The organism is Anaerovorax sp. IOR16 (genome assembly GCF_017168145.1).
Lineage (GTDB): Bacteria > Bacillota > Clostridia > Peptostreptococcales > Anaerovoracaceae > IOR16.
The window spans coordinates 271,955-296,458 of the sequence record NZ_JADQTL010000008.1; the positions used below are offsets into that span (position 1 = coordinate 271,955).

The following is a 24,504-nucleotide window of genomic DNA, read 5'->3' on the forward strand; positions in this document are numbered from 1 at the left end:
ATAGTACTAAAAGATGCAATATGTAAATAAATACTTGAAGTTAAAATTCATCTTTTAATACTTTTTGAGCTTCTTCTTCATCGATTCTTATATAAGAAATTCTATCCTCCAATGTTACAGAAAACGGCAAATTGATTTCTTTTATATCTTCCATTTGAATAGAATGCTTTCTTGCAATAGCAGAATATTTTTTTATCTCTTTTTTATCAATATTGGTTTCAATGTTATTCGATACTAAATCATATAGGGAACCTATATTTTTAAATATATCAGTCCCACTTTTCTGAGTTAGGATTGCAACAAGTACCTCCTTTTGGACATCAATACGGGTAATATCTCCCTCCGAATATCCCTTTCTAAAACGTACCAGCATTTCTGCTTTGTTACCATCCAAAACTTGTAGTCCCTTTTTTAGATCAATATGTAATCCTTGCATTGGATCATCATAATACATATCCTGTGGTACATCATAGCTTATTCCTCCGATAGCATCAATAAAATCTCTGAAGGCAGCCGTATCAATCTTTATATATTTTGATATATTAACCCCTAATATATTGTTTAACGCTTGAATAACCTGTTCCGGTGAATGTAAAGCTGCATAATTACCTAGTTTTGTATCTCTGGTTTCATCTTTAATCACCGTATCTCTTGGAATCGATAAAATGTTTAAGTTTCCCGTACTTGCTTCATATCCCATTAGAACAAAAGAGTCTACAGGTGTGTTTTCTCCCGAGTCTGCCTCGCAAGCTCCCATAAATAATACACTAATAATCTCATTATTAGACTCACTATCATCCATTGGATTTGATAACAGTACAATACCAAAGATAGCAATAATAAGAATAGATGCTGCTATAACCCACATTTTCGGTTTTTTATATTTCATTATATTTTTCACTCTTTCACCTATGTTACTTTCTCCAAAGCCAAGCAGCCCCTCTGCAAATAAATTATTTTGTTTCATTGAAATTTCCAGCAGTGTATTTGCATAGCTCTCTCTTTGATCTAATCGGGATATTTTAATTACTTTTTCATCACATGACATTTCCATGTCTTTGCTTGCTAGGTAAAACCAAAACCACATAACCGGGTTAAACCAATGTATAATTAATGCTATGTAAGCTAACGGCTTTAAAATAAAATCAAAACGTTTGATATGTACCATTTCATGCAGTAAAATATGCTGCAACTCTTTTTCATAGTCTTCTTTTAAAAAAAGAAAACTTGGCAAAATAATCTTGGATCTTAATATGCCACACACAAATGGACTCTCTATTTGGTCTGATACATATACTTCGAAAGGCCACCGTAGTTTAACAATTGCATTACAAGACTCTATAAGTTCTTTATTTTTCAATCGTGTAGCCGTACTCACTCTTCTAGTTATTTTTAAATACGAAATTATACTATACGCCAGCAATGCCGCTACTCCAATGATCCAAATCACTGTACACCCGATTATAATATAATTTCCTTGAGCTAATCCCTCTGATACACTTTCTCCGCCTCTAACTGCATTTTCAAGAGTGTTGCCTAGTATAGCTTGTGTTTCTTCTATCCCTTGTTGTGATAATGCACCATTATCCAAATTAGGCGTCAAATATGTTTGGCTAAGTGTTTCTCCATACTGCCCCACATTCGGATTGACTTTATCTAAAATACTGAAGACCGAGGAAAAAGAGAAAGGCAAAACTAATCGAAGCAGTACAATACCCCAAAGGGCATAAGAAAATAGTTTGGGAATCTTTTTTCCAAATATACTGCGGAAAACAAAGATAATTAGTGCTGCAAAAGTGGCAGTAATACTCATATTGACAACAGTCATAAAAATATTTGTCATTCTACACCTCTGTCTCATTCGCGCTTTCATCAATGATTCGTCTTAGCTCTTTTATCTCTTGCTTTGATAAGGATTCTTTTTTTAGAAAACTTGCTAAAAACATAGGAAGAGAACCATCAAAGGTTTTTTCTAGAAAAGCCTTACTCTCTTGCATTTGGATTTCTTCTCTTGGTACCATATAAGTAACCGTAGCATCTACATTCTTTGTAATTCCACGTTCACACAATTTACGAAGTACTGTATAAGTAGTAGACTTTTTCCATCCTAATTCTTCAGTGCAAAGTTTAACAAGCTTTGTGGAATTCACAGGTGAATGTTCCCAAATAAGTTCCATAAATTTGTACTCTGATTCAAATAATTTATAATCCGACATCTTTTATTCCTCCCTATATATTATCTTTTATCCTTATAAACCAAAGTGTGTGGTCTATCCCAATAAACCTCAGTCATTAGTCTATCGCAATAAACCTTTACTGTCAAGAATATTTTTTTTGCTCTTAACTCTCACATAATGTGAGAGTGTATACTGAACTTACAGATAAATTAATTCTATTATGGAGGTATTCACTATGCAAAATTTTCAAGTAAAATCGATTGGTAAAATCGACGTTAGAGATGATGGAATGTTCATTGCGCTTGAACCAAAGTATATCCCTGCTTTGCAAGCCTTGGATGGGTTCAGCCATATCAATGTAATCTGGTGGTTCAGTGACTTTGATAATGAAGATATGAGAAATATACTCGAAGCACCACAGCCATATAAAATGGCTCCGCCTTTAATGGGTATATTTGCGACAAGGTCGCCTATTCGTCCAAACCCTATCGCATTAACTACGGTACAGATTATTCATACCGACTTCGCAAAAGGTATCATTCAAATTGCTGATATTGATGCTAACGATGGAACTCCTGTACTTGACATAAAACCATATACACCAAGTCTTGACAGAGTAGAAGCTCCCGGACTGCCGGAATGGTGTAGCCATTGGCCAAAAAGTTTAGATGAATCGGAAGATTTTGATTGGAAAAATGAATTTAATTTTTAATCTACTACCTTTCTATTTTTTCATATGATTATATACAAGTCTGTGGGAATAATTAACAGTAAGTGGTATCCTATTTATATAAAAGAATTTATAAAATGCTTATTTATATCTTTAGATAAGTAAACAAGTTTTGAAAGGAAAAATTAATGAGTGATTGGTTTACAATAGATCAGATAGACAAGGAAACATATATCATCAGTGAATACCGACATTGGGAAGAAACACATTGTTATTTACTAATCGGTAAGGAAAAAGCACTTTTGATTGATACAGGTCTTGGTATATGCAATATTTATAACGAAGTGATAAAATTGACTGACAAGCCGATTACTGCCGTGGCAACTCATATCCACTGGGATCATATCGGCGGTCATAAATACTTCCCAGATTTCTATGCCCATAAGGATGAACTAAACTGGCTAAACGGAGAATTCCCATTGACCATGGATCAGATCAAGGAGATGGTAGTAGATCGCTGTGATCTGCCAGAAGGATACAATGTAGATACCTATGAATTTTTTCAAGGGACACCTAAAAGGTTACTAAAAGATCACGATGTAATTGATATTGGAGGGCGTGTTCTGCAGGTCTTACATACGCCCGGTCATTCACCGGGACATATGTGCTTTTTCGAACAGAAGCGCGGCTACCTTTTTACCGGCGATTTGGTTTACAAAGATACTTTGTTTGCCTATTATCCCTCTACCAATCCGACAGAATATCTGAAATCTATAGAGCAAGTCGCATCACTTCCCGTCAATCGAGTTTTTCCGGCACATCACAGTCTGGATATCCATCCGGAAATACTCACCAGAATGCAAACTGCTTTCCGTCAACTGAAAGAAGAAGGCAAGTTGCATCACGGAAGTGGAATTTTCGAGTATAAAGATTTTGCTATATGGTTGTAGTTTCATGCAAAAAAATACGCCTTGGAGATTTAAATCCAAGGCGTTTTTTTAGGTGCACCCAGCATGGACGTTCATTATTTCCTCCTAAAGGTTGGCATCCTTCCGGATCCAATCATTAGCATTTCTACATATTCAGTTCTTCAATCGCATAGGTCAGCATATTGATAGCTGCTGGGATGGCCTCCTCATCAATATCAAACTCCGGGTTATGAACTGGTTGCGTAGTATCAGTTCCAATACCTGCATAAGTGGCTATTCCTCCATTTTCCTGAACTTTGTTCATCATGACTGCTGCATCGTCGGTTCCGCCTATGCTGCCCTCAAAATAAATCTTCTCAAACCAAGGTACCTTGCCTGCAGCTCGCTGGATGACTTCCATCATGGTATCATCACTCTGCGAGGCTGGTATTTCACCTAAGTCATTAACGGAATATTCCAGATCATATGACCTTGAAGCGCCATCCAAAACATCGAAAACTCTCTTGCGAGCATATTCCGATATTTCCTTATTCTGTCCTCTGTACTCTACGCTCATAAACGCGTTAGGTGCAATCGTGTTGACTACAACACCTGCATTGAGCACACCCACATTGACTCTGCAGAGTCCCGCTTCGTGTGGAGCGATGGTATGCATGTTGAGTGCAGCTGTGCAGGCAGCAAGCAATGCATTTTTACCTTCCTGTGATGCACCGCATGGATGAGCAGCTCTGCCATTGAATGTCACATCCAGCTGGCAGTCACTAACGAAGTCTTTGCATCCACAACAAATTGTATTTGACGGTAGCGGGTTGCCACCACCGGTTAAAGCCACATGTACGGAAATAAAGTTTATCACGTCATCCAGATGACCTTTGTCTACTATAGACTGAGCGCCGTAGTACCTTTCCTCTGCCGGTTGAAAAATAATTCGTATCTTTCCCTTTAATGTATCCTTGCGCTCTATTAATGCCTGTGCCAAACCAAGCCCCATAGCAGTATGCGCGTCGTGCCCGCAGGCATGAACAGATCCTTCATTACAGGATATATAACCTTCGTCAAAAGGTCTGTAACCTTCTTTCTTTGGCTCCTGATACGGCAGGCAGTCAATATCAAAACGAAGAGCGGTTATCGGTCCTTCTCTGCCTGTGTCTAGCTCTGCGATTACACCTGAATAACCCTCTGTCCTCTCAACATATTCCGGCTTGGCACCTTGAACAATGGCACGTTCCTTCTCCACCTTCTTTTCTTCATCACTGAGCATTTCAAAGGAAAGCGTATTCACATCGATTACATCGGTTCCCATAAGACAAGTATATCCCATTTCCTCAAGAATCTCTGCAACCCTGGCGCTGGTTCTGATTTCTTTCCAACCAAGTTCAGGATAGCGATGAAATTCTCTTCTATACTCAATAAATTTGTTCATTTTCTTTTTCCTTTCTGTTTTTTGCATTTTTCTGCTGTCTGCATTCATCCAAAGCCTCTCCCAGAAGGATCACGCTTCGACAGATTTCATCATTTGTGACATTTGAAAAGCACATTCTAATATGCCCTTTTTTTCTATTAGAATTTTCGTAAAAAACCCATCCAGGCACTACTAACACGCCTTTTTCTTCGGCTAGCTTGCACAACTCACGTTCATTTATATCGTCAGGCAGTGTGCACCAAAGCAACAGGCCTCCAGAAGGTTTTTGATAAGTAATGCCCTTATCTGCAATTTTATCCAATTCACTACAGAGCAGGTTTAGTCTGGCGGAGTATTCGCTGCGCACTACTTTGACATGACGGTCATACTCACCAGAGTCAATATATTCATTTAGAAAATACTGGCCGATTCCGCTTACGATGGTCTCGTCCACGCTGAGGGCATACCCCATCATGTCTATGAAGTCTGATGGTCCTACTGCGTAGCCAATTTTCATCATATACGGAAAAATCAAGGTATAAGAATACACATATATTACTAATTTATTAGCATCCAGTGCATAGAGGCTTGGTAATATTTTTTCTGTGTAAGAAAACTCCTGCTGATAATCCTCCTCGATTATAGGTATGTTATAAGTATTTGCCAACTGCAGCAAAGTCTGCCGTTTCTTTAGAGACATCGTAATCCCCGTAGGATTGTGGAAGTTAGGCTGGGTATAGATGAACTTTGGCTTGTATTTCCTGATTGCATCCTCCAACATATCCATCCGCATGCCGTCCTCTTCCATGGGTACAGTGGCAATATTAATGCCGCGATTATAGAAAATACTGAAGTTATCCGGAACGATAGGTTCCTCCGCTACAATCCAGTCTCCTTCGCGTAGATATAGGGAGATCAAATAACTGATGGTTTGATTGCTCTCTGCCATAATCTGTACATTTTTCGGCATAACATAGATGTTCTGGCGAGTCAGCAGACGGCAGATATTTTCTTTAAGGCGCTCGGTTTCCCTGCCAAACTCAGTCATGTGGTCTTTCTCGCTGTTATTAAAGATTCTCTCTACTACATGTTCCATTTTCAAAACTGGGCTCAGCTTTCTATCCATGATAATACCACCAAAAGAAATCGCGTTCTTTGACTCCGATTTCCAGTAAATATCATTAAATCGTTTCTCTGCCCGTCGAAATTCATAGCGGAAGGCTTTTTCCAAAGGAAAGAATCTTTTACCAAAATCGGTAATTTCCTTTGGTGCACCTACAAAATATCCCTTTGGCTTCTGCCTGGATGCCGTCACCAGTTCCTCTGCTATCAAAACATTGTATGCTTTGACCACAGTGTTTCGGTGGACGTTCAACGCTTCTGCCAAACGACGCTCCGCAGGTAACTTGAGCCCTGGCGTCAACTCCTGAGACAGAATCTTATCTTTGATTTTAATGGCGATTTGCTGGTATACAGGTACATAGCTGTTTCGATCTATAGTCAACTCCATAATTATTCATCCTACAACAATTCTTGAATTATCTGAAAAAGGTTCTCAATTATGCTCAATACAGTAAAAAACCTTTTTAAAGATTCGCTTATGTTGAATATTATACTTCAGAATAGGCCTCATTAGAATAGGTCTCATTCTCCACGACTTTTTCTTTACTATTTTTTACTTTTTCCACATATTTATCCCATATAGTCAACATAACGATACCAATGACCATGATAATGGTGATGGCGATAAACATATAACGGTAACCTCCAGCTCCGAACGTATCCAGGAGTTTACCTGAACAGAATGGAACGATTACCTCTGGAAGGTAGCCGAGGGTACATACTAGACCGATAGCGGTTCCTGAAACTCTAATCGGAATACCGCCCTCTTCCATCATGGAGAATACTAGACTGTAGGCACCGTACATGCCTAAATAAATTAATATACACAATACGATAAATATTGCAGAACTCATGTTGCCCATGATAACCATCAACAATGTGCAGATTGCCATCAGTGAGAATGTCACATACATGACCTTGGACCTGCCAATCTTATCAGCAAAAATTGCTCCGGTGAAAGCAGCTACAGGTCTCACATACTGAGCTGCAATGGTAACGACTGCTCCTGCAGTAGCCGCCATACCAAATCGAGAGGTAGCATACGGTGTGAAATAGTAGAACGCAATATTCATCACATAGGTGCAGCATAGGATTATCGAGAGTATCCATAGAGCCGGCATCTTGATTACTTCAACGATCTGAGCTACGGAAAACTTTTCCTGTTTCTCAACTTTTTCAACTTCAACGGAAGGTTTGTTATCCTTCAATAATATGAAAACTAGAATGCCAAGCAAAACCGCAATAATAGAGTAATATGTGATTACACCGTTGAGTCCTGCTGCCTCACTTGATACCTTGCTGAAATAACCGAAGATAGCGACAATGCAAACCCCATCTATGGCGTATACTATGCCTCTGCCACCGTCCATGAAACCATATGCCTTGCTCTGTTCATTTTCATTGGCGATTTCACGTAGACTCTTCAAAAGAGACGGCCAAAATGCAAACAGAGATGTAAATCCCCACATGGCATAAATGGCAAGCAGCATTACATAATTTGGATGCATTAGATGAAGAAATCCGCCCACTCCAGTTAGTATTAAAGAAGTCGACATCAGTTTTCTGGGAGATACCATGTCTGCAACGACACCTCCAAATAAATAAGATATCATACCGAAAATACCGAACATGGATCCGAAGGTTCCCATCTGGGTATTAGTCAGATGGTAGGTGGTAAGATAAGCGTCGTAATAATACGATCTGAAATAAGGAAGTCCATAAATCATTGCTCCTGCGATGGTGATGACTACCAGCGAAAACAGGTTCTTTCTAAGTTTTGAAGTAGATTCCATTCTTTTTCTCCTCTCGCTTGTTGAATATTCTAATAATTTTTGTTCATTATATTTCAAGTCAGGGTACCAATAAAGTACCAAAAAAAAATAAAAAAGGGTTTGGCGTAGTCCAAAACCTTTTTTAATACTATAATTGTACCTTTCTAAGGTAAGTTATGATTTATAAACAAGAGGTAATTTCAGAAAATGTTCTATCAATTTCTTTTTTATCATAGTCCAATATCCAGTTGTTAAAGCGATTAAATATAGGACGGAGTTGTTCTTTATCAGCAGCTATTAAATCAAGACCCTTATCATCATAAAGATGAAACAAAACGGAATTGATTGTATCAACGAAATAGACACTTGAGACAAGCTCAATGCAGCCTCCAATATCAGCTTTTATAATTTCTTGTAATACCTTATCCGAAGAAAATGATATTGTTTTTAAGTCCCAATACAATTGAAGCTGTGAGATGACTTCATCATCTTCATCCCACTGAAAAGGCTCTATTACCTGTTCATGGGGCTGTGGTAATCCTACAGCTTTGCAGACAGATAAAATTATATCTTGGACGTTATTTTCATAATTAGGATATGCGTCAATTCTCAGTACGTTGGGATTTTGAGGCAGATTTTCATATATCGTTTTAGCTCTGTGTAAGGCAGCAGAAACATATTCAGGATTTACTGCAAGTTCATGAGAGTATGTATTAGTCAAATATACACCTTCATCTCCTCCAATTTCAAAACGAATGCCTATAGGTGCATTATAAAAAATGGGATGCTTTATGCAATCCATTCCTATTCTATGAAGTGTTTTAAAAAAAATATCAGCCAATGTTCCCAATCGATTCACCTCCAATATGATGTGAGTTATCTAAAACTTTAAAGAAGTTTAGCCATATAAATACGAGAAATATCTCCCCAAGGATGGTACCCATCAGCGATATATTCAAAATGATAATGCTCGTAATATCCTATATGATCTGTACATAAATAAAGATTATTCCTTTCTCTTATTTTCCCTGAACATTACTTTTTAAGGTTTTCTAAAATCTCATGATAGCGTTTTGTAGCCAACACACTCGGTGCACCCTTTTTACAGAAAGAGAGTTTTGCTAATTTGGGAACAACACGCTCAACTACGATTTGACCGTCTACGGTTTTTGTCTGCAATGTGTCTAATGCTTCCAGAAAGCGGCTATCTTTCTTTGCTCGATTATAGAATGACAAGACATACACATAATCAAACAGGTTATAGTTGCGAAATGGATACTCAACCTGCATAAACAATGTACCAATTCCGTAATGGCAAGGACCAATCGGTTTCCGAATCACCCAATGTTCCAACAAAAAATCCACGGCTCTATCAAGTGCCTGTTCTTTGTTTAAGTAATCGCTAAAGCGAAATGCATCAAGCGTATTCAGCGTAGGCTGTGGATTGGAGTATTCCGTTTCTTCTCCATGTCCAAAGGAAAACTTATTGCAGCGCCAACCACCATCTTTATACTGTGTGTCTAAAAAATACTGAAACGTCTTTTGAAGTCTGTCGTCATGAGCATACCCCATATGGCACAACACATTCGCTGCAATCGCCGTCTGGCATGGATAAATACTGCCTTTGGGATATATTTTAAATCGCCCATCTTTTTGCCACACACTGAAAATCAAATCAGCGGTATCTTTTAAAATCGGCTCATTAGGGAGCATTCCTAATTCCAATAAGTAAAGAGCGCTTTCAAAAGTTGAAAACGGCGAACCTTTTAGCAATCTTTTATCCTGTGTAGCCCAAAGGTCTGCCCCATTGTCATGCCTGTGTGATAAGATTACTTCTACATCAGATAAATATTGTTGTTCCACTGCCATTATTATTTTCCTCCATGAAAAAAACATAGGTTTTCTCTTATTGTAAATCAAAAATAAGACTAGCACTCAATTTCTCGATGTTCTTCGGACTTTGCTTTGCATCATTATATCACACAAAAAGAAAAACGGGATGTATGAGTTCAAACTCTCATACATCCCGTTTTCTTGGTGTTTTGTAAAGAAGTTTAATAGTGAATCCTACCAGCGTGAGCAGTCCAAGTGTCATACACCATGCAATGATTGCATGAATTACTAGGTCATCTCTATATATCCACGGTGTAAAGGCCCACCAAAATCGAATGCCTGTTGCATAGCGAAAATATGTGTAAACTTGTATATACAATGCCCACCCGCACCAAAGACCGAGGTGCTTCTTTATAAAGAAGCACATTGCACCTAAGGTAAAGAATGGAGAAGCAAAAATAAGTGCAGCCAGTAGATCTGCTAATATCAGAAATACAAGGAATATCACAGCAGCAGCAATCAGTAAAATAATGCCGACCATCCTGCTATTAGGTATCTGGCTGTGCGCAGTATGTCCATTCACCTCAGCCTGTTGCGTCTCTGATGGATTTCCGCACTCCGTTCCGCACACAAGTTCATCGAGAGATACACCAAATAATTTTCCTATATCAACAAGTTTATTTATTTCTGGTATAGAGGTATTTGTCTCCCATTTTGAAATCGACTGACGCGAAACGCCAAGTGCTTCAGCCAGATCACTTTGGGACATATTTTTCTTAATCCTAAGATCATGAATTCTTTCGCCTATATTCATGTCATATCCTCCTTTGGTTTCTTATACTGTTATTATATCGAATGACTTCATAGGCAGTCTACCAATCCTGCTTTGAATATTAGCAACTAATGGTTGCAAGTACAAAATACGATTTCTTTCAGGAAAGTTAGACGGAGATTTTTGTTCGACTATAAATCAAATGAGGCATATCAATATTATTATAATGTTTCACATATTCACTTTCAATTTTCATATTAAGTTTTTCTGCAATTCTACGTGATGGTAAGTTGTTGGGTCTGATTTGGGCTATTACTTTATCTGCATTTAATTTAGAAAAAGCATAATTCATGCAAGCTTCTGCGCCCTCAAGGGCATACCCTTTTCCCCAATATCTTTTATTAAGTATATATGCAATTCCAATATGTTGAGTACCATTAATGTCTTCAATTAAAGGACCTATCACGCCTATAAAATCATTTGTGCTTTTTACAATAACAGCAAAATAACTATATCCTTCATTTGCATAGCGAATAAGATTTTTATTAATCCATTCATTGACTTCTTCGTCTGTAAAAGCATGTTCCCACGCATACATCACTTCGGAATCCTGTAATATAGTTCTTAAACTATTAAAATCACTCTTGGAAATTTTACGGAAATTCAATCTTTTTGATTCTATAATCCAATTCATTAAAGTCACCTCACCAATATAAGTAATCCTTGCTCCAAGTTTAACACAGATAAAAACAAAAAGTCATGTATAAGTTGAACTCCTCATACATGACTTCTTACTGGTATAGGCATCGCAGAGCACTTTATATTGAATGCTCTTTACATGACAATTATCTCTAATAAAATGATTAATAATCAAAATATATTGAAAATACCAAAAAAATAATAATATAATAAAAATATAAATTATTTTTTAATTATTTTTATTATCTGTTATGGAGGTTTTTATGGATATCATCCCTATGTTCAAACAAATAAATATAAATAATAAAGTTTTTTTATTGTTTAGCTATATTTTTTTCATGATTTGTATCTATTGTTGTTTACTTTATCATAATTATATTGGAGAACAACATCGAACATATCTAATTGATTATTATTTTTTTTATGTATCCCTAATTTATATTACAATTGCAGTTTTACTATATTTATTGATTCATATTGGCGAAAAACTAATATCTTATGTTGTTTTCTTTTTTTATAATCTATTTTTTATAGCTGCATGGATTTTTCTTATGCTTTCACATAATTTATATATATCTATTATAATGCGGTATTATATTATTGTGCCTCATTATGCAATTTCAAATGTAGTTCTTGGAGTTGTATTAGTGATGTTTGTTCGATCAGCTATCTATCATATAAAAAGACGAAATTCAAATAAAATGATGCCATCGTAGATGGGCAATTTGACTCTCACCTCAGGAGGTTCGACTCCTCGCTCACAAAAACATAAAAAGACGCCCAAAGGGCGTCTCAGACTGTAGACAAGGATATCTCTATCTTTGCCTACAGTTTTTTTTACATAATGTAATACATTTTATTGTATTTATGGTAAAATATATGTATAAATACATGGAGGTATTTGCTTTATGATGGGTAAGAAAGATTTATTAGGTCGTGATCAATTTCAAATGGTAACCTTGAATTCTCTTGTTCCACAAGATCATATTATTCGTAAGATAGATACTGCGATTAATCTCTCTTTCATTTATGACCTTGTAAAAGATTTGTATTCTGATGTGGGAAAAGAAAGCATCGACCCTGTCGTCTTAATTAAAATTACCCTCATTCAATATACCTTTGGTATTCGATCCATGAGGCAGACCATTAAAGAAATTCAAACGAATGTAGCTTATCGATGGTATCTTGGTTATAGTTTAGAGGAAGAAATTCCTCACTTTTCTACCTTTGGTAAAAACTACTCTCGTCGGTTTCAAAATACTGACTTATTCGAACAAATCTTTCAAAGAGTCATTGCTGAAATTATGGAATATGAATTCATTAATTCAGAAAGCATTTTCATTGACGGTACACATATTAAAGCAAGTGCAAATAACCATAACAGTGAAAAAGAAACCGTTTTGGAATCCGTTAAATACTATGAAAAAGAACTAATGAAAGAAATTAACGAAGATCGCATTGAACGAGGAAAACAAGCTTGTAAAAAAAAACGGAAGCCAAAGAAAAGACAAAAGTAATCAAGAAAAGTACCGTAGATCCGGATTGCGGTGTATTTCATAAAGGAAAGCATAAGGTAGTATTTGCTTATGCTGCAAATGTAGCTTGCGATCGAAACAATTACATACTTGCTTTTCATACAAATCCAGGAAATGTACATGACTCAGTTGCATTCCCAAAGATTTATGAAAAAGTAAAAAGATATAAAGGTGTAAAAAATATTGTAATGGATTCCGGATATAAAACACCTGCAATTGCTAGAGAAATACTCAAAGATAAACGAATTCCTATCCTACCATACAAACGACCTATGACAAAAAATGGTTATTTTAAAAAACACGAATATGCTTATGATGAATACTATGATTGCTTTGTATGCCCAGAAAACCAAGTGTTAAACTATACTACAACAAATAGAGAAGGGTATCGGGAATATAAGAGTAAAGGAGAAATTTGCAAGAGTTGCCCTTCCTTATCAGAATGCACAGCAAGTAAGGACCATGTAAAAGTAGTCACACGTCATATATGGGAAAACTACATAGAGCAATGTGAGGACATTCGTCATACTCCAAAGTATCGAGATCTTTACAAACTACGGAGTCAAACCATTGAGCGAGTCTTTGCAGATGCAAAAGAAAAACATAATATGCGTTATACACAATATCGAGGGATTCAGAAGATAGAAATGGAACTGAATCTTCTTTTTGCGTCCATGAATCTAAAAAAACTAGCAACATGGATTCATAAATCTGAAAGAAGGAATCAAATGGCATAGAGATATCCTTTTATTTTTTCTTTTTTTAAAAGCTTTATAGAAAAAATAGAAAATACCTTGCAGAAATTATAAGAATATAAATTTAGCAAGGTATTTTGTCTACAGTCTGAGACGCCCAAAGGGCGTCTTTTTTATGTTGGTGCAGGCAAGAGGACTCGAACCTCCATGAAGAAACCTTCACACGGACCTGAACCGTGCGCGTCTGCCAATTCCGCCATGCCTGCGTATTGTTACGAAAATTATATTAGCACGAAAGGTAAGGAAAATCAAGTAAATAATAAAAAACCGTTAGTGCAATCGATAAGAAAAAGGGATTTGTCCTGTTCTTTATAGCTGCAAAAAAATATCGAAACAGCCGCTAATACGGTTGCTTCGATTAAATACTTGTTTCTATTCTTTTGACTCTTTGTTCATTTATTTCTTATTGTATTGCATTTTTTATTATTGATACTTTTCAATCAGTTTTCGTGCTACCCATACTCCGCTTGCTGATGCCTGAGATAAGGAATGTGTTACGCCGGAACCATCACCTAAAGCATACAGACCCTTAATCTTTGTCTCAAGGTTTTCATCCACCTGAACCTTAGAATTATAGAATTTTACTTCCACACCATAAAGCAGTGTATCTTCGTTTGCTGTACCCGGTGCAATCTTATCCAAAGCATAAATCATTTCTATGATAGCATCCAGCTGTCTCTTTGGAATTACTAAGCTCAAGTCACCAGGTGTTGCCTTCAATGTCGGATTTGTAAAGCACTTTTCCATTCTGCGTGCACTACTTCTTCTTCCCTTAACCAAATCACCAAAACGCTGTAATAAAACACCGCCTCCAAGCATATTGGAAAGCTTTGCAATTGATTCACCATATTCGTTGCTGTTCTTAAACGGTTCGGTGAATTTGTTTGATACCAATAAAGCAAAGTTTGTGTTTTCGGTACGCAATGCAGGATCAGAATAACTATGTCCATTTACAGTAACAATACCATTTGTATTTTCTGATACGACTTCACCATATGGATTCATGCAGAATGTACGAACCATGTCATTGTATTTTTCTGTCTTATAAACAATTTTACTTTCATACACTTCGTCAGTAATGTGCTTAAATACTTCTGCAGGTAATTCTACACGTACACCAATGTCTACACGGTTGGACTCTAATTCAATATCCATTTTATTGCACACATCCGAAATCCACTTAGAACCGGAACGACCTGTTGCAAGGACTAATTCATTGCACTGGAATTCCTCACCCTTATCTGTTGTAACAGAAAATCCTTCATCAAACTTTTCCACCTTAGAAATTGTAGTGTGGAACATGGTATCTATGCGTTCTTTTGTGTAATCAAAAATTTTACCTAAAATACGTACATTTCGGTCAGTACCTAAATGTCTTACCTTTGCATCTAATAAATGTAAATTGTTACGCAGTGCAGTTGTCTTTAAATCCGTACTTCCGGTCGAATAAAGCTTCGCATCCGCTCCACCCATATTACAGAGTACTTCATCAACATATTCCATCAGATTTAAGGCCTCTTCAGCTCCTACATAACGATGCAGATCGCCTCCAAACTGATTTGTAATATTGTATTTGCCATCCGAAAGCGTTCCTGCTCCACCATAACCATTCATAATATGACAAGGGCTACACTTGATACAATTGCTTACCTTACCCAATTTAATCGGGCAGATTCTCTGTTCTAAGCTTGCACCCTTATCGATCATAAGAACCTTTGCCTTATTCTCTCTTTTGGTTAATTCATAAGACATAAACACTCCGCTGGCGCCTGCTCCAACAATAATTACATCGTACTTTTTCATTCTTTCCTCCAGTATTCTTTTATTCCAAAGAATCTATATATTTTTCTGCTTGCACCGCACCGATCGCTCCATCCGAAACAGCAGTGACAACCTGTCTTAAGCTTTTCACTCTTACATCCCCTGCTGCAAAAACACCATCAATGGACGTTTTCATCATATCATCAGCTTTGATGTAACCGTTTTCTAATTCCAATTCTTCTTTAAATAAAGCCGTATTTGGTGCATAGCCTACAAAAACAAATACACCGAACGTCATATCTTCCGGACTTGCTATATACTCTGTCTTTTCCCCTGTTTTTAAATTCTTGATAACCATCTTTTCTAAAATACCGTCTCCAGAAAGCGACTCAATGGCAGAATCCCACATAAAATCAATCTTTGGATTTTTCTTTGCCTTTTCTTGAATGGATTTTGCCGCACGCAGCTGATCTCTGCGATGAATAATGCTTACCTTTCTAGCAAACTTCGTAAGGAAAAGAGCTTCCTCTACTGCCGTATCTCCACCGCCGACTACAAACACATCAAGTCCACGGAAAAAAGATGCATCACAAGTCGCACAATAAGAAACTCCGCGTCCAATGAACTGTTCTTCCCCTTCACATCCTAAACGCTTTGAAGCAGCACCGGATGCAATAATAATCGACTTTGCACGATAGGTCTCTTGTTGACCTTTTAATACCTTTACCTTTTGTGATAAATCAACCTCAGTTATTTCATCCGAAATTGTCTCTACTCCAAAATGCGCAGCCTGCTTTTTCATACGATCAATCAAAGTCGCACCAGATTCTTCTTCGACACATCCCGGATAATTTTCAATTTCCGATGTCATCATAATCTGTCCGCCTACTTGTTCCTTTTCAATCAACAAAGTAGAAAGAGTCGCTCTTCCTGCATAAAGTGCAGCAGAAAGTCCTGCAGGTCCGCCACCAATGATAACAACGTCATATACTTTCATCACATTCCTCCGTTATTTCTCAATCTTCATACTCTCAAATGATTCTCGAATGACTCATTTTCAGAATGAATCCTGAACATCTGAAAATCCATATGACTCATATAGATTTTGCCAACAGTTTAGTATAACATAAATTCCCTTTTTGGTATAGTTTTTCATTAGGGATCCAATATATATATTTTACCCAAAAACTAAGGTGCAAAACATAAAAAATGGTATTAAAAGAACATAGTATCTCATTTAAAAAACGCTTATTAACGATTAATGATTGGTATTGGTGTTTTATCAATTTCATCCAAGTGTCCCTCATAAACATAATACTCTGTTTCCCTTGCAATGACTCCACTAAGCAGTAGCACTGCAATGAGATTCGGAATTGCCATCAACGCATTCAGCATATCTGCAAAACTCCATATAATCTCTAAGTTAGAAACTGCACCGACAAAAACCATTGCAATCCATATTAATCGATATGGATATATTACTCTCTTTCCGAACAAGTACTGTGCTGCTTTTTCACCATAATACGACCATCCTAAAATAGTCGAAAACGCAAACGCAATCATACCAAAGGTTAAAACAATTGGCCCTATGTAAGGAATCTGATCAAACGCCATAGACGTAAGCTGCCCTCCATTTCCTTCGGTTGCATTGATTTCAGGATTTGCAAGAATGGTACTGACTAGCACCAAACCGGTTATTCCACAGATTACACCCGTATCCCAAAACGTTGCCGTTGAAGAAACCATTGCTTGGCGCACCGGATTTCTTGTCTGTGCAGCGGCCGCCACAATTGGTGCAGAACCCATTCCGGACTCATTGGAAAACAATCCTCTTGCCACACCGTAACGACAAGCAATCAAAATCGTAGAACCGACAAATCCGCCTCCTGCAGCTCGCTTTGTAAAAGCTCCTAAAAGAATTGTTTTTATGGCATCCATTAAATAGCTCTGATTTATAAATAAAATAAGAATGCATCCTACAACATAAAAAAGAGCCATAAACGGCACCAGTTTTTCACAGACCTTTGTTATGGACTGTACGCCCCCTATAATGACAACCGCTACCAATAGTGCTAACAGGATTCCGGTTATTTTTTCAGATACATTAAAATTTTGTTTTATTACAACAGAGACTGCATTTGCCTGTACCCCGGAACCAATTCCAAAACCCGCCAACGCAGTAAACACTGCAAATAAAACAGCCAGCCATTTCATCTTTAGTCCTCGTTCCAATGCATACATAGCACCACCAAGCATCGATCCATCTGCGGTTTGCACACGATATTTTATTGCAATGAGAGCTTCGCTATACTTTGTTGCTATTCCAAAACAACCTGTAATCCAAGTCCAAAATACAGCACCGGGCCCTCCGAGTGCAATTGCCGTCCCAACACCCACAATATTCCCTGTACCAATCGTAGAAGCCAGCGCTGTTGTCAAGGCACCAAATTGGCTCACATCCCCCTTTGCTCTGTAATCCTTTGTAACTGATAGACGAATACTATGAAATATTTTTTGCTGAATGACTCCCGTTCGAAATGTCATAAAAATATGAGTTCCAAACAGCAAAATCAGCATTGGAACCCCCCACAAGTATCCATTGATCCACAATTCAAACACATGGATGGTTTCCATTAAATCCTCCATTATCATTCTCCTCTCTTTATGGAAACGAAACTACAGTTTAATCCCCGTTCTGCAAAAGAATCCACTTTTTCATAAAACAGAAAATATTGTTTTCTATTCTAAAAAATCAGTCATCTTTGAAGCATTTATGATATAATAAAACTCGTCCGTTATATCTAAAACGATCATTTGCAATCGTATCATTCATTCTAAGGAGCTTATACTATGAACAAAAAAAATCTTTACGTTGCTATCTTTATGCTGCTTGCAGGTATTTCTTGCTTAGGAGTCAGTCTTCATAATGGTTTTTCTCAGATTCAAAGAGGTACTCTTGTAGGTGCATTTATGTTTTTTGCCTTTGCCGTTATGTTCCTTCGACATTTAAATGACTAATAAAACTGACATTTCAAAAGTCCACCGATAAAAGATATAAAAAAAACCTGCAAGAAAGAAATTTTCTTTCCTACAGGTTTTTATTTGTCTTATTAAGCTTCTTCTGCTGTCAACTTATCAAACTCTGCAACGACTTTTTCAAATTCTGCATCGTCTTCAATGTCAACCAATTCAAATTCATCTTCTCCGGTTTCCTTATAGCCATAAATGTAAACATCATCACTACCATCGTCCGGAATCAAAGCAATGTATTCTTTCCCTTCATAATCGAAAAGGCCCATAATTTCACATTCTACTGCAACGCCATCATCAAACTCTAATGTGATAAAATCTGCATCATTATCGCCTCCGCAGCAGCAATCGTCACTGCAGCCACCAGGTGTGCACTTTTCTTTTTCACTCATATGTTTATCCTCCTATAAATTTCCCATTTTCTTCATTTTGGGTATACTATCACTATAACACTATAATGGTTGTTTCACAATTGAATTATGCAAATGTTGATGAATCTTTTCTGCCACAGTTCGATTCATCCCGGAAACTTGAGTCAATTCTTCTATCGATGCTTGTCGAATTGCGTCAATACTTCCAAACGCAGACAACAATGCCAGTTTTCGTTTTTCTCCTACACCATCAATTTCATCCAAAATAGACTTCTGTAATTTTTTACTTCGTAATCCTCGGTGGTAATCAATCGCAAATCGATGCACTTCCTCTTGAATCAAAGCAATGTATTTGAATAAAACCGGATTGCTTCTTAAATCCAATTCCCTCTGTTGATAAACCAATCCTCTTGTTCGATGTCTATCGTCCTTAACCATTCCAGCAACCGGTATAGAAACATTCATAGCCGAAAGGACCTGCTCCACCACAGCTACTTGATTTTTACCGCCATCCATAAGCAAAAGATCCGGCATTTTTGAAAAGGATGCATCTCCTTGCAAACCTCGTTTCATTCTGCGATACATCACTTCCTGTAAACTCCCATAATCGTTTGGCCCTTCGATGGTTCGAATTTTAAATCGACGATAATCCTTGCGAACCGGCTTTCCGTTCTCGAACACAACCATCGCACCAACAGAATCTACACCATTTGTATTAGATATGTCATATGCCTCAATGCGCCAACTTCCTTCTGCATGAAAACCAAAAAAGGAAGATAATGCTTCTGAAATAGCGGATGCCTTTTCTTGTTGATTTCTCGCTCTTTCATCCAAAACCTTCGAAAGTTCAATGACATCCCGTTTGGCAAGGTCTAAAAATGCTTTTTTCTCTCCCTTTTGAGGTACAACAAGTTTTACATTGCTTCCACGAAGCTCGGTTAGCCACTTTTCAAGCAATTCCGTTTCCGGCAAATCCTCTTCCAATAGAATTTCCTTTGGAACCATAATACTCGGTGAATAATATTGCTTTAAAAACGCTGCTAATACCTCCGCATTATTCTCCTCAGGCATTGCCTGCAAATGATAAGTCTCTCTTCCGCTATGTTTGCCCTGTCTTACAAAGAAAACAATCACATGAACACCAACCTGTCCCTTTGAAACCAAAACAACATCCATGTCACCAGCAGCACTCAAAACTACCTTTTGCTTTTCCGAAACCGCTTTTACAGCAGCGATTTGATCGCGATACTGTGCAGCCTGCTCAAATTGAAGATTCTCAGAAGCCTCAATCATACGCCTTTCTAATTCTTCCAAAAGCCCCTTATTCTTTCCGCTCAAATAATCAACAGCCTGCTGGATCTGACGTCCATACTCTTCACGGCTTACAGTACCCGTACAAATTCCTCTGCAGCGATGAATATGATAATTCAAGCAAGGCTGAAATCCATTTGTAAAGTTTTGAGCTGAGCAACGTTTTAGTATAAACACATCGTTTAGTAAATCAATCATTTGATTGACTGCGCCGACATCGGTATAGGGGCCAAAATATTTTGCACCATCAGTTATGACTTTCCTCGTTTTTAAAATTCGAGGGTATTCCTCTCCCATAGTCACCTTGATATAAGGATACGTTTTATCATCCCGTAAAAGGACATTATACCGCGGCATATATTTTTTAATAAGATTATTTTCTAAAATCAAAGCTTCCATTTCCGTATCGGTGGTAATGTACTCGAATTCCTCGATATGAGATACCATTGCACGTACTTTGGCATCCTGCCTTTTTGAAGATTGGAAATATTGCCGCACGCGATTTTTCAAAGAAACCGCTTTACCCACGTAAATAACCTTTCCCATCTTATCTTTATGCAAATAAACCCCGGGCTTGTCCGGTAATTTTTTTAAATTTTCCTTGATATCAAACATCCTTGTTCACCTCTATTTTATTATACAGAAAATTTAGCTTCAAACAACTATCGCTTTGCAATGGTGACAAAATTTGACTTTTTTATTTTAATACTTTTGCTTTGTATACAAAAGTGTTAGAATTTAGAGAGCAATACAAACAGGAGGAAGTACACGTGAAAACATATGACATCATTGCGTTCGGTGAATTGCTCATCGATTTTATACTACAAGAGGACGGTTCTTACGTTCCCAACCCAGGTGGTTCTCCCGCAAACCTAATATCCGTTCCAGCCAAATGTGGACTCCGAACTGCTTTTATCGGAAAAATTGGATCAGACAGCTTCGGTAAAACAGCATTGAATACTCTGCAAAAGTTTCAAGTAGATACCAGTGCAGTTGTTTTGGATCCTAATGTATTCACTACTTTGGCTTTTGTAAATATAAATGAATCTGGTCAAGCTATTTATGAATTTGTCAGAAAACCAGGATCTGAAACACAATATACAAAAGAAGAATTGCCAATTTCTATGTTAAAAAATACAAAGATTTTTCATTTTAGTAGTCTTTCACTTACACATCCACTTTCCAGAGAAGCAGCATTTGAAGCAGTTCGCATCGCACGTAAATCTGGAGCAATTATCAGCTTTGAAGCGAGCTATTTAAACGGCGTATGGAACAGTAAGGAAGAAGCAAAAAAACAAATCTTACAAGGGATTAAAGATGCTGATTTAGTGAACATTACCCAAGAAGATCTTCATTTTCTCGGAATATCTCCAATGGATCTGCTTCACCAATACAGCTCCCACTTTATCCTCATAAACATGGGAGAAAACGGATGCCGCTACGTAGGTCGAGACGGTGAAGGCTATGTGCAAGGCATTAAACAAGTTCAAGCAATGGATAGCCACACAACTTCTGATATTTTTATGGGGGCAGCTCTCTTACGTTTTTTAGAGCTCGGTATACCAGTCAAACAACTGAGTGCCCCGAATTTAGAGAATATACTTCATTTTGCCAATGAAACGGCTTCTTTATGCACATGTAAATACGGAATTTTATCCGATCAATGCAATCTAAAGTAACAAAATAACAAACCCATCAACTACATCTACTTCTTTGATGTGTTGATGGGTTTTTTCTTTCACTTTAGCTGCGACGCTGGTAACGCCGTTCGTATTCTTCTTCCCATGCAGTCCTTCGCTCCAACTCTTCTCGTTGGATTCGCTTTTGCCGTTCTAATCTTCTTTGCTTTCGCAACCGCACTTGTCTTCGTTTCAATGCAATATAGGCTCCCATTAATAAAATCAGAAATCCTACGATGATTAAGGCCACAATTCCAATGAGTTTTGCCGTTTTATCTGTTATTCCGAAAATGGATAACGGGCCTCCTTTTTTTACATTGACTGCCGCAACGGCTTCGTATTCTTTTAAAAGGGTATCTCCTTCATAAACTTGCAGAACACCCGCTTTTTCTCCCTTTTTTACCGGTGCTTTTAAAGACTTATCCAAAACAAGCTTTGTAGATAATACCGAAGGCGATGCCTCAACGGGCAATGTCGTTGCAGCGTCTTTCGCCAGTGTTACCTTAACTCGATTCACACTGCCTCTGGATACCTTAATCTCACCCAACTCCGTACCTGACTCCATAGAATGAACCGTTTTATAATTAGCAAATCCATAATCCAATAATGTAATACAGTCAGCGAATCTACCTTTATCGGTCGAAGCCAATGTTACAGCTATCAATTCGGTATCTCCTCTTTTTGCACTGGCCACCAAGCAGCCACCAGCATGACTTGTATATCCCGTTTTAATTCCTGTAACACCTTCATATTTGCATCCACGTAAAACACCATTTACGACAACCTTTGTCTTTTCGTCATAAAGCATGCGATTTGTATTGTACATGTAACGTGTTTCTTGCTTGTTTGTCTGAGGTAATACAAAGCGGTATGTTGTTACCAAATCTCTGAATTTCTCATTGGTCATTGCATATTTTGCAATCATTGCCAAATCATATGCAGTAGTAACATGGGCATCATCGTGAAGTCCGTTCGGTGTTACAAAATTTGTATTTTTCGCACCAAGCTCCTTTGCACGTTGGTTCATAAGCTTTGCAAACTCTTCTACACTCCCCGATACTTCCTTTGCAAGTGCAACGGCAGCATCGTTTGCCGATTCTGTCATCATTCCGTATAAAATTTGCTCTACCTTCAGCTGTTCCCCTTCAATTAAGTACATTCGACTGCCTTCTGTAAAAGGCGTATCGGTATCAACGGTTACTACTTTATTTAAATCTAAGTTTTCTAACGCTAAAAGTGCGGTAATCATCTTTGTCGTACTTGCGGGATATCTTTGTACATCGGCATCCTTCTGATAAAGGATTTCCCCTGTAGTCGCATCAATCAAAATACCGCTGGCACCTCCGATTATCGGTTCTGCTGCTGCACCATACGAAAAGTTTGTAGCACTACATACGAAAATGACCGCAAGCAATGCAGCAAAAAACTTCTTCATAATTGTCTCCCCCTGTTATCGACTATCTAGCAACCAAAAAAATAATCTGTCAATTCATAGCCATTGCCAAAAAACAGGCTAGACGCAGCTGCTGCTGTTTCATTAAATCCTCGATTCTCATCCTCTTCCGTTTCTTTGCTGCTGTCATAGAGAACAAACGGTACCGGCTTTCCGGCATGCGTACGAATGGAAATAGGAGTCTGATGATCCGGTAAAATTAAAAAGCGGAAGTCTTCTCCGGTGCTTCTCAAATATTCAATCACCGGTCCCACAATCTTTTCATCAATCAATTCCATAGATTTTATTTTTCCCGGAAGGTCTCCTTGATGAGAGCATTCATCCGGTGCTTCTACATGCAAGTAAATAAAGTCCATTCCTTCCTTAAATTGCTGAATTGCAGCTTCAGCTTTTCCCGAGAAATTAGTATGAATGGTTCCGGTTGCGCCCTCTACATCTATGGATTTCAAACCAGCACAAATACCAATGCCCTTAATCAAATCCACTGCGGAAATGGTTGCACCTTTAATGTGATATTTATCATAGAAGGAAGAAAGAAGCGGTTTTTTACCTTGTCCCCAAATCCAAATAGAATTTGCAGGATTTAATCCTTTTTCCACACGCTTTACATTCACCGGATGTTTTGAAAGCAACTCATAGCTTTCCTTCATCATATTAGATATAAAATCAACGCCATTACCCTTAGGCATATATTCTCCGACTTTTTGCGTCAAGATATCATGAGGCGGAGTCAATACATAGTCTGTCCCACCATTTTTTACAATCATGCAGTGACGATAACTTACACCAGTATAGAATTGAATGAGTTCACTTCCAAATTTCTCGTTAACTGCTTTGATTAATTCATCCGCTTCTTCCGTTGTAATGTCACCGGAGCTATGATCCAATACTGTTAAATCCTCATAAGCACCTTCACCCTGTAATGTTACTATATTACATCGAAATGCAACATCCGTATCAGACATATCAATCCCAATACTCGCTGCCTCAAGTGGAGAACGTCCTGTCAAATAAACTCTGGGATCATAACCCATAACAGATAAGTTTGCGGCATCACTTCCCGGAGCAATTCCTTCAGGTACTGTACTGACCACTCCAACTGTACCTTTTTTTGCAAGCTGATTTATGTTCTTTATATTTGCTGTTTCAAGAGGTGTTTTTCCACCTAGCTTCTCAATGGATTCGTCACCCGCTCCATCTGCTACTAAAATTAAATACTTCACTTTTTTTACT

At 37.7% G+C, this 24,504-nt stretch carries 20 protein-coding genes, 1 tRNA gene and 1 pseudogene; 5 read left to right on the forward strand and 17 right to left on the reverse strand.

Annotated elements, in window-relative coordinates:
* Nucleotides 1–40: 40 nt before the first annotated feature.
* Both I2490_RS03315 and I2490_RS03320 read right to left on the reverse strand, forming a co-directional pair.
* The gene (locus I2490_RS03315) at nt 41–1,843 is read right to left on the reverse strand and encodes a M56 family metallopeptidase (RefSeq protein ID WP_206458349.1); all 1,803 of its coding nucleotides are present in this window, start codon (nt 1,841–1,843) and stop codon (nt 41–43) included.
* 1 nt (nt 1,844) lies between these two features.
* A complete protein-coding gene (locus I2490_RS03320; protein WP_206458350.1) occupies nt 1,845–2,216 on the reverse strand; it encodes a BlaI/MecI/CopY family transcriptional regulator in 372 nt (123 codons plus the stop codon).
* Nucleotides 2,217–2,412: 196 nt separating this feature from the next.
* Between I2490_RS03320 and I2490_RS03325 the strand changes: the two genes are divergently transcribed.
* Complete coding sequence (locus I2490_RS03325; RefSeq protein ID WP_206458351.1) at nt 2,413–2,889, forward strand: SAM-dependent methyltransferase; 477 nt, start codon at nt 2,413–2,415, stop codon at nt 2,887–2,889.
* Nucleotides 2,890–3,035: 146 nt separating this feature from the next.
* Nucleotides 3,036–3,797 carry an MBL fold metallo-hydrolase gene (locus I2490_RS03330; protein ID WP_206458352.1) on the forward strand — a complete coding sequence of 254 codons (762 nt, stop codon included), beginning with the start codon at nt 3,036–3,038 and terminating at the stop codon, nt 3,795–3,797.
* Nucleotides 3,798–3,921: 124 nt separating this feature from the next.
* On the opposite strand, the gene I2490_RS03335 is transcribed toward I2490_RS03330, so the two are convergent.
* The 7 genes from I2490_RS03335 to I2490_RS03365 all read right to left on the reverse strand — a co-directional run bounded on the left by I2490_RS03335 (nt 3,922) and on the right by I2490_RS03365 (nt 11,371).
* On the reverse strand, nt 3,922–5,199 hold the full coding sequence (locus I2490_RS03335; protein WP_206458353.1) for an amidohydrolase: 1,278 nt from the start codon (nt 5,197–5,199) through the stop codon (nt 3,922–3,924).
* Nucleotides 5,183–6,688, reverse strand: coding sequence for an aminotransferase-like domain-containing protein (locus I2490_RS03340; RefSeq protein WP_206458354.1), 1,506 nt, complete (start codon nt 6,686–6,688; stop codon nt 5,183–5,185). The genes I2490_RS03335 and I2490_RS03340 overlap by 17 nt, the downstream gene beginning before the upstream one ends.
* A gap of 100 nt (nt 6,689–6,788) precedes the next feature.
* A complete protein-coding gene (locus tag I2490_RS03345) occupies nt 6,789–8,093 on the reverse strand; it encodes an MFS transporter (RefSeq protein ID WP_206458355.1) in 1,305 nt (434 codons plus the stop codon).
* A 160-nt stretch (nt 8,094–8,253) separates the two neighbouring features.
* Complete coding sequence (locus I2490_RS03350) at nt 8,254–8,922, reverse strand: DUF3885 domain-containing protein (RefSeq protein ID WP_206458356.1); 669 nt, start codon at nt 8,920–8,922, stop codon at nt 8,254–8,256.
* Nucleotides 8,923–9,107: 185 nt separating this feature from the next.
* Nucleotides 9,108–9,941, reverse strand: coding sequence for a prenyltransferase (locus I2490_RS03355; protein ID WP_206458357.1), 834 nt, complete (start codon nt 9,939–9,941; stop codon nt 9,108–9,110).
* Between the two features lie 148 nt (nt 9,942–10,089).
* Nucleotides 10,090–10,719 carry a helix-turn-helix domain-containing protein gene (locus I2490_RS03360; protein ID WP_206458358.1) on the reverse strand — a complete coding sequence of 210 codons (630 nt, stop codon included), beginning with the start codon at nt 10,717–10,719 and terminating at the stop codon, nt 10,090–10,092.
* 127 nt (nt 10,720–10,846) lie between these two features.
* Nucleotides 10,847–11,371: a GNAT family N-acetyltransferase gene (locus I2490_RS03365; protein WP_206458359.1), complete on the reverse strand. Its 525-nt coding sequence runs from the start codon at nt 11,369–11,371 to the stop codon at nt 10,847–10,849.
* A 913-nt stretch (nt 11,372–12,284) separates the two neighbouring features.
* Between I2490_RS03365 and I2490_RS03370 the strand changes: the two are divergent.
* Nucleotides 12,285–13,648: pseudogene (locus I2490_RS03370) on the forward strand (IS1182 family transposase).
* Nucleotides 13,649–13,785: 137 nt separating this feature from the next.
* On the opposite strand, the gene I2490_RS03375 reads toward I2490_RS03370, so the two are convergent.
* The 4 genes from I2490_RS03375 to I2490_RS03390 form a co-directional block, all read right to left on the reverse strand.
* A tRNA-Leu gene (locus tag I2490_RS03375) sits at nt 13,786–13,872 on the reverse strand.
* Nucleotides 13,873–14,089: 217 nt separating this feature from the next.
* Nucleotides 14,090–15,469 (reverse strand): NAD(P)/FAD-dependent oxidoreductase, encoded by a 1,380-nt coding sequence (locus tag I2490_RS03380; RefSeq protein ID WP_206458360.1) that lies wholly within the window; start codon nt 15,467–15,469, stop codon nt 14,090–14,092.
* Nucleotides 15,470–15,488: 19 nt separating this feature from the next.
* Nucleotides 15,489–16,427, reverse strand: a complete 939-nt coding sequence (gene trxB, locus I2490_RS03385; RefSeq protein ID WP_206458361.1) for a thioredoxin-disulfide reductase — start codon at nt 16,425–16,427, stop codon at nt 15,489–15,491.
* Nucleotides 16,428–16,678: 251 nt separating this feature from the next.
* Nucleotides 16,679–18,073 (reverse strand): alanine/glycine:cation symporter family protein, encoded by a 1,395-nt coding sequence (locus I2490_RS03390; RefSeq protein WP_330634553.1) that lies wholly within the window; start codon nt 18,071–18,073, stop codon nt 16,679–16,681.
* Between the two features lie 204 nt (nt 18,074–18,277).
* On the opposite strand from I2490_RS03390, the gene I2490_RS03395 reads away from it, so the two are divergent.
* Complete coding sequence (locus tag I2490_RS03395) at nt 18,278–18,445, forward strand: hypothetical protein (protein WP_206458362.1); 168 nt, start codon at nt 18,278–18,280, stop codon at nt 18,443–18,445.
* A 92-nt stretch (nt 18,446–18,537) separates the two neighbouring features.
* Here the strand turns inward: I2490_RS03395 and I2490_RS03400 are convergent, their stop codons facing one another.
* Both I2490_RS03400 and uvrC read right to left on the reverse strand, forming a co-directional pair.
* Nucleotides 18,538–18,849, reverse strand: a complete 312-nt coding sequence (locus I2490_RS03400) for a DUF1292 domain-containing protein (RefSeq protein WP_206458363.1) — start codon at nt 18,847–18,849, stop codon at nt 18,538–18,540.
* A gap of 60 nt (nt 18,850–18,909) precedes the next feature.
* Complete coding sequence (gene uvrC, locus I2490_RS03405) at nt 18,910–20,754, reverse strand: excinuclease ABC subunit UvrC (RefSeq protein ID WP_206458364.1); 1,845 nt, start codon at nt 20,752–20,754, stop codon at nt 18,910–18,912.
* Between the two features lie 155 nt (nt 20,755–20,909).
* Here uvrC and I2490_RS03410 point away from each other — a divergent pair, with 155 nt between their 5' ends.
* Nucleotides 20,910–21,818: a carbohydrate kinase family protein gene (locus I2490_RS03410; protein ID WP_206458365.1), complete on the forward strand. Its 909-nt coding sequence runs from the start codon at nt 20,910–20,912 to the stop codon at nt 21,816–21,818.
* A gap of 64 nt (nt 21,819–21,882) precedes the next feature.
* Here I2490_RS03410 and I2490_RS03415 read toward each other — a convergent pair whose 3' ends face one another.
* Both I2490_RS03415 and I2490_RS03420 read right to left on the reverse strand, forming a co-directional pair.
* Nucleotides 21,883–23,253, reverse strand: a complete 1,371-nt coding sequence (locus I2490_RS03415) for a D-alanyl-D-alanine carboxypeptidase family protein (protein ID WP_206458366.1) — start codon at nt 23,251–23,253, stop codon at nt 21,883–21,885.
* A 26-nt stretch (nt 23,254–23,279) separates the two neighbouring features.
* Nucleotides 23,280–24,494 carry a cofactor-independent phosphoglycerate mutase gene (locus I2490_RS03420; RefSeq protein ID WP_206458367.1) on the reverse strand — a complete coding sequence of 405 codons (1,215 nt, stop codon included), beginning with the start codon at nt 24,492–24,494 and terminating at the stop codon, nt 23,280–23,282.
* Nucleotides 24,495–24,504 lie beyond the last annotated feature (10 nt).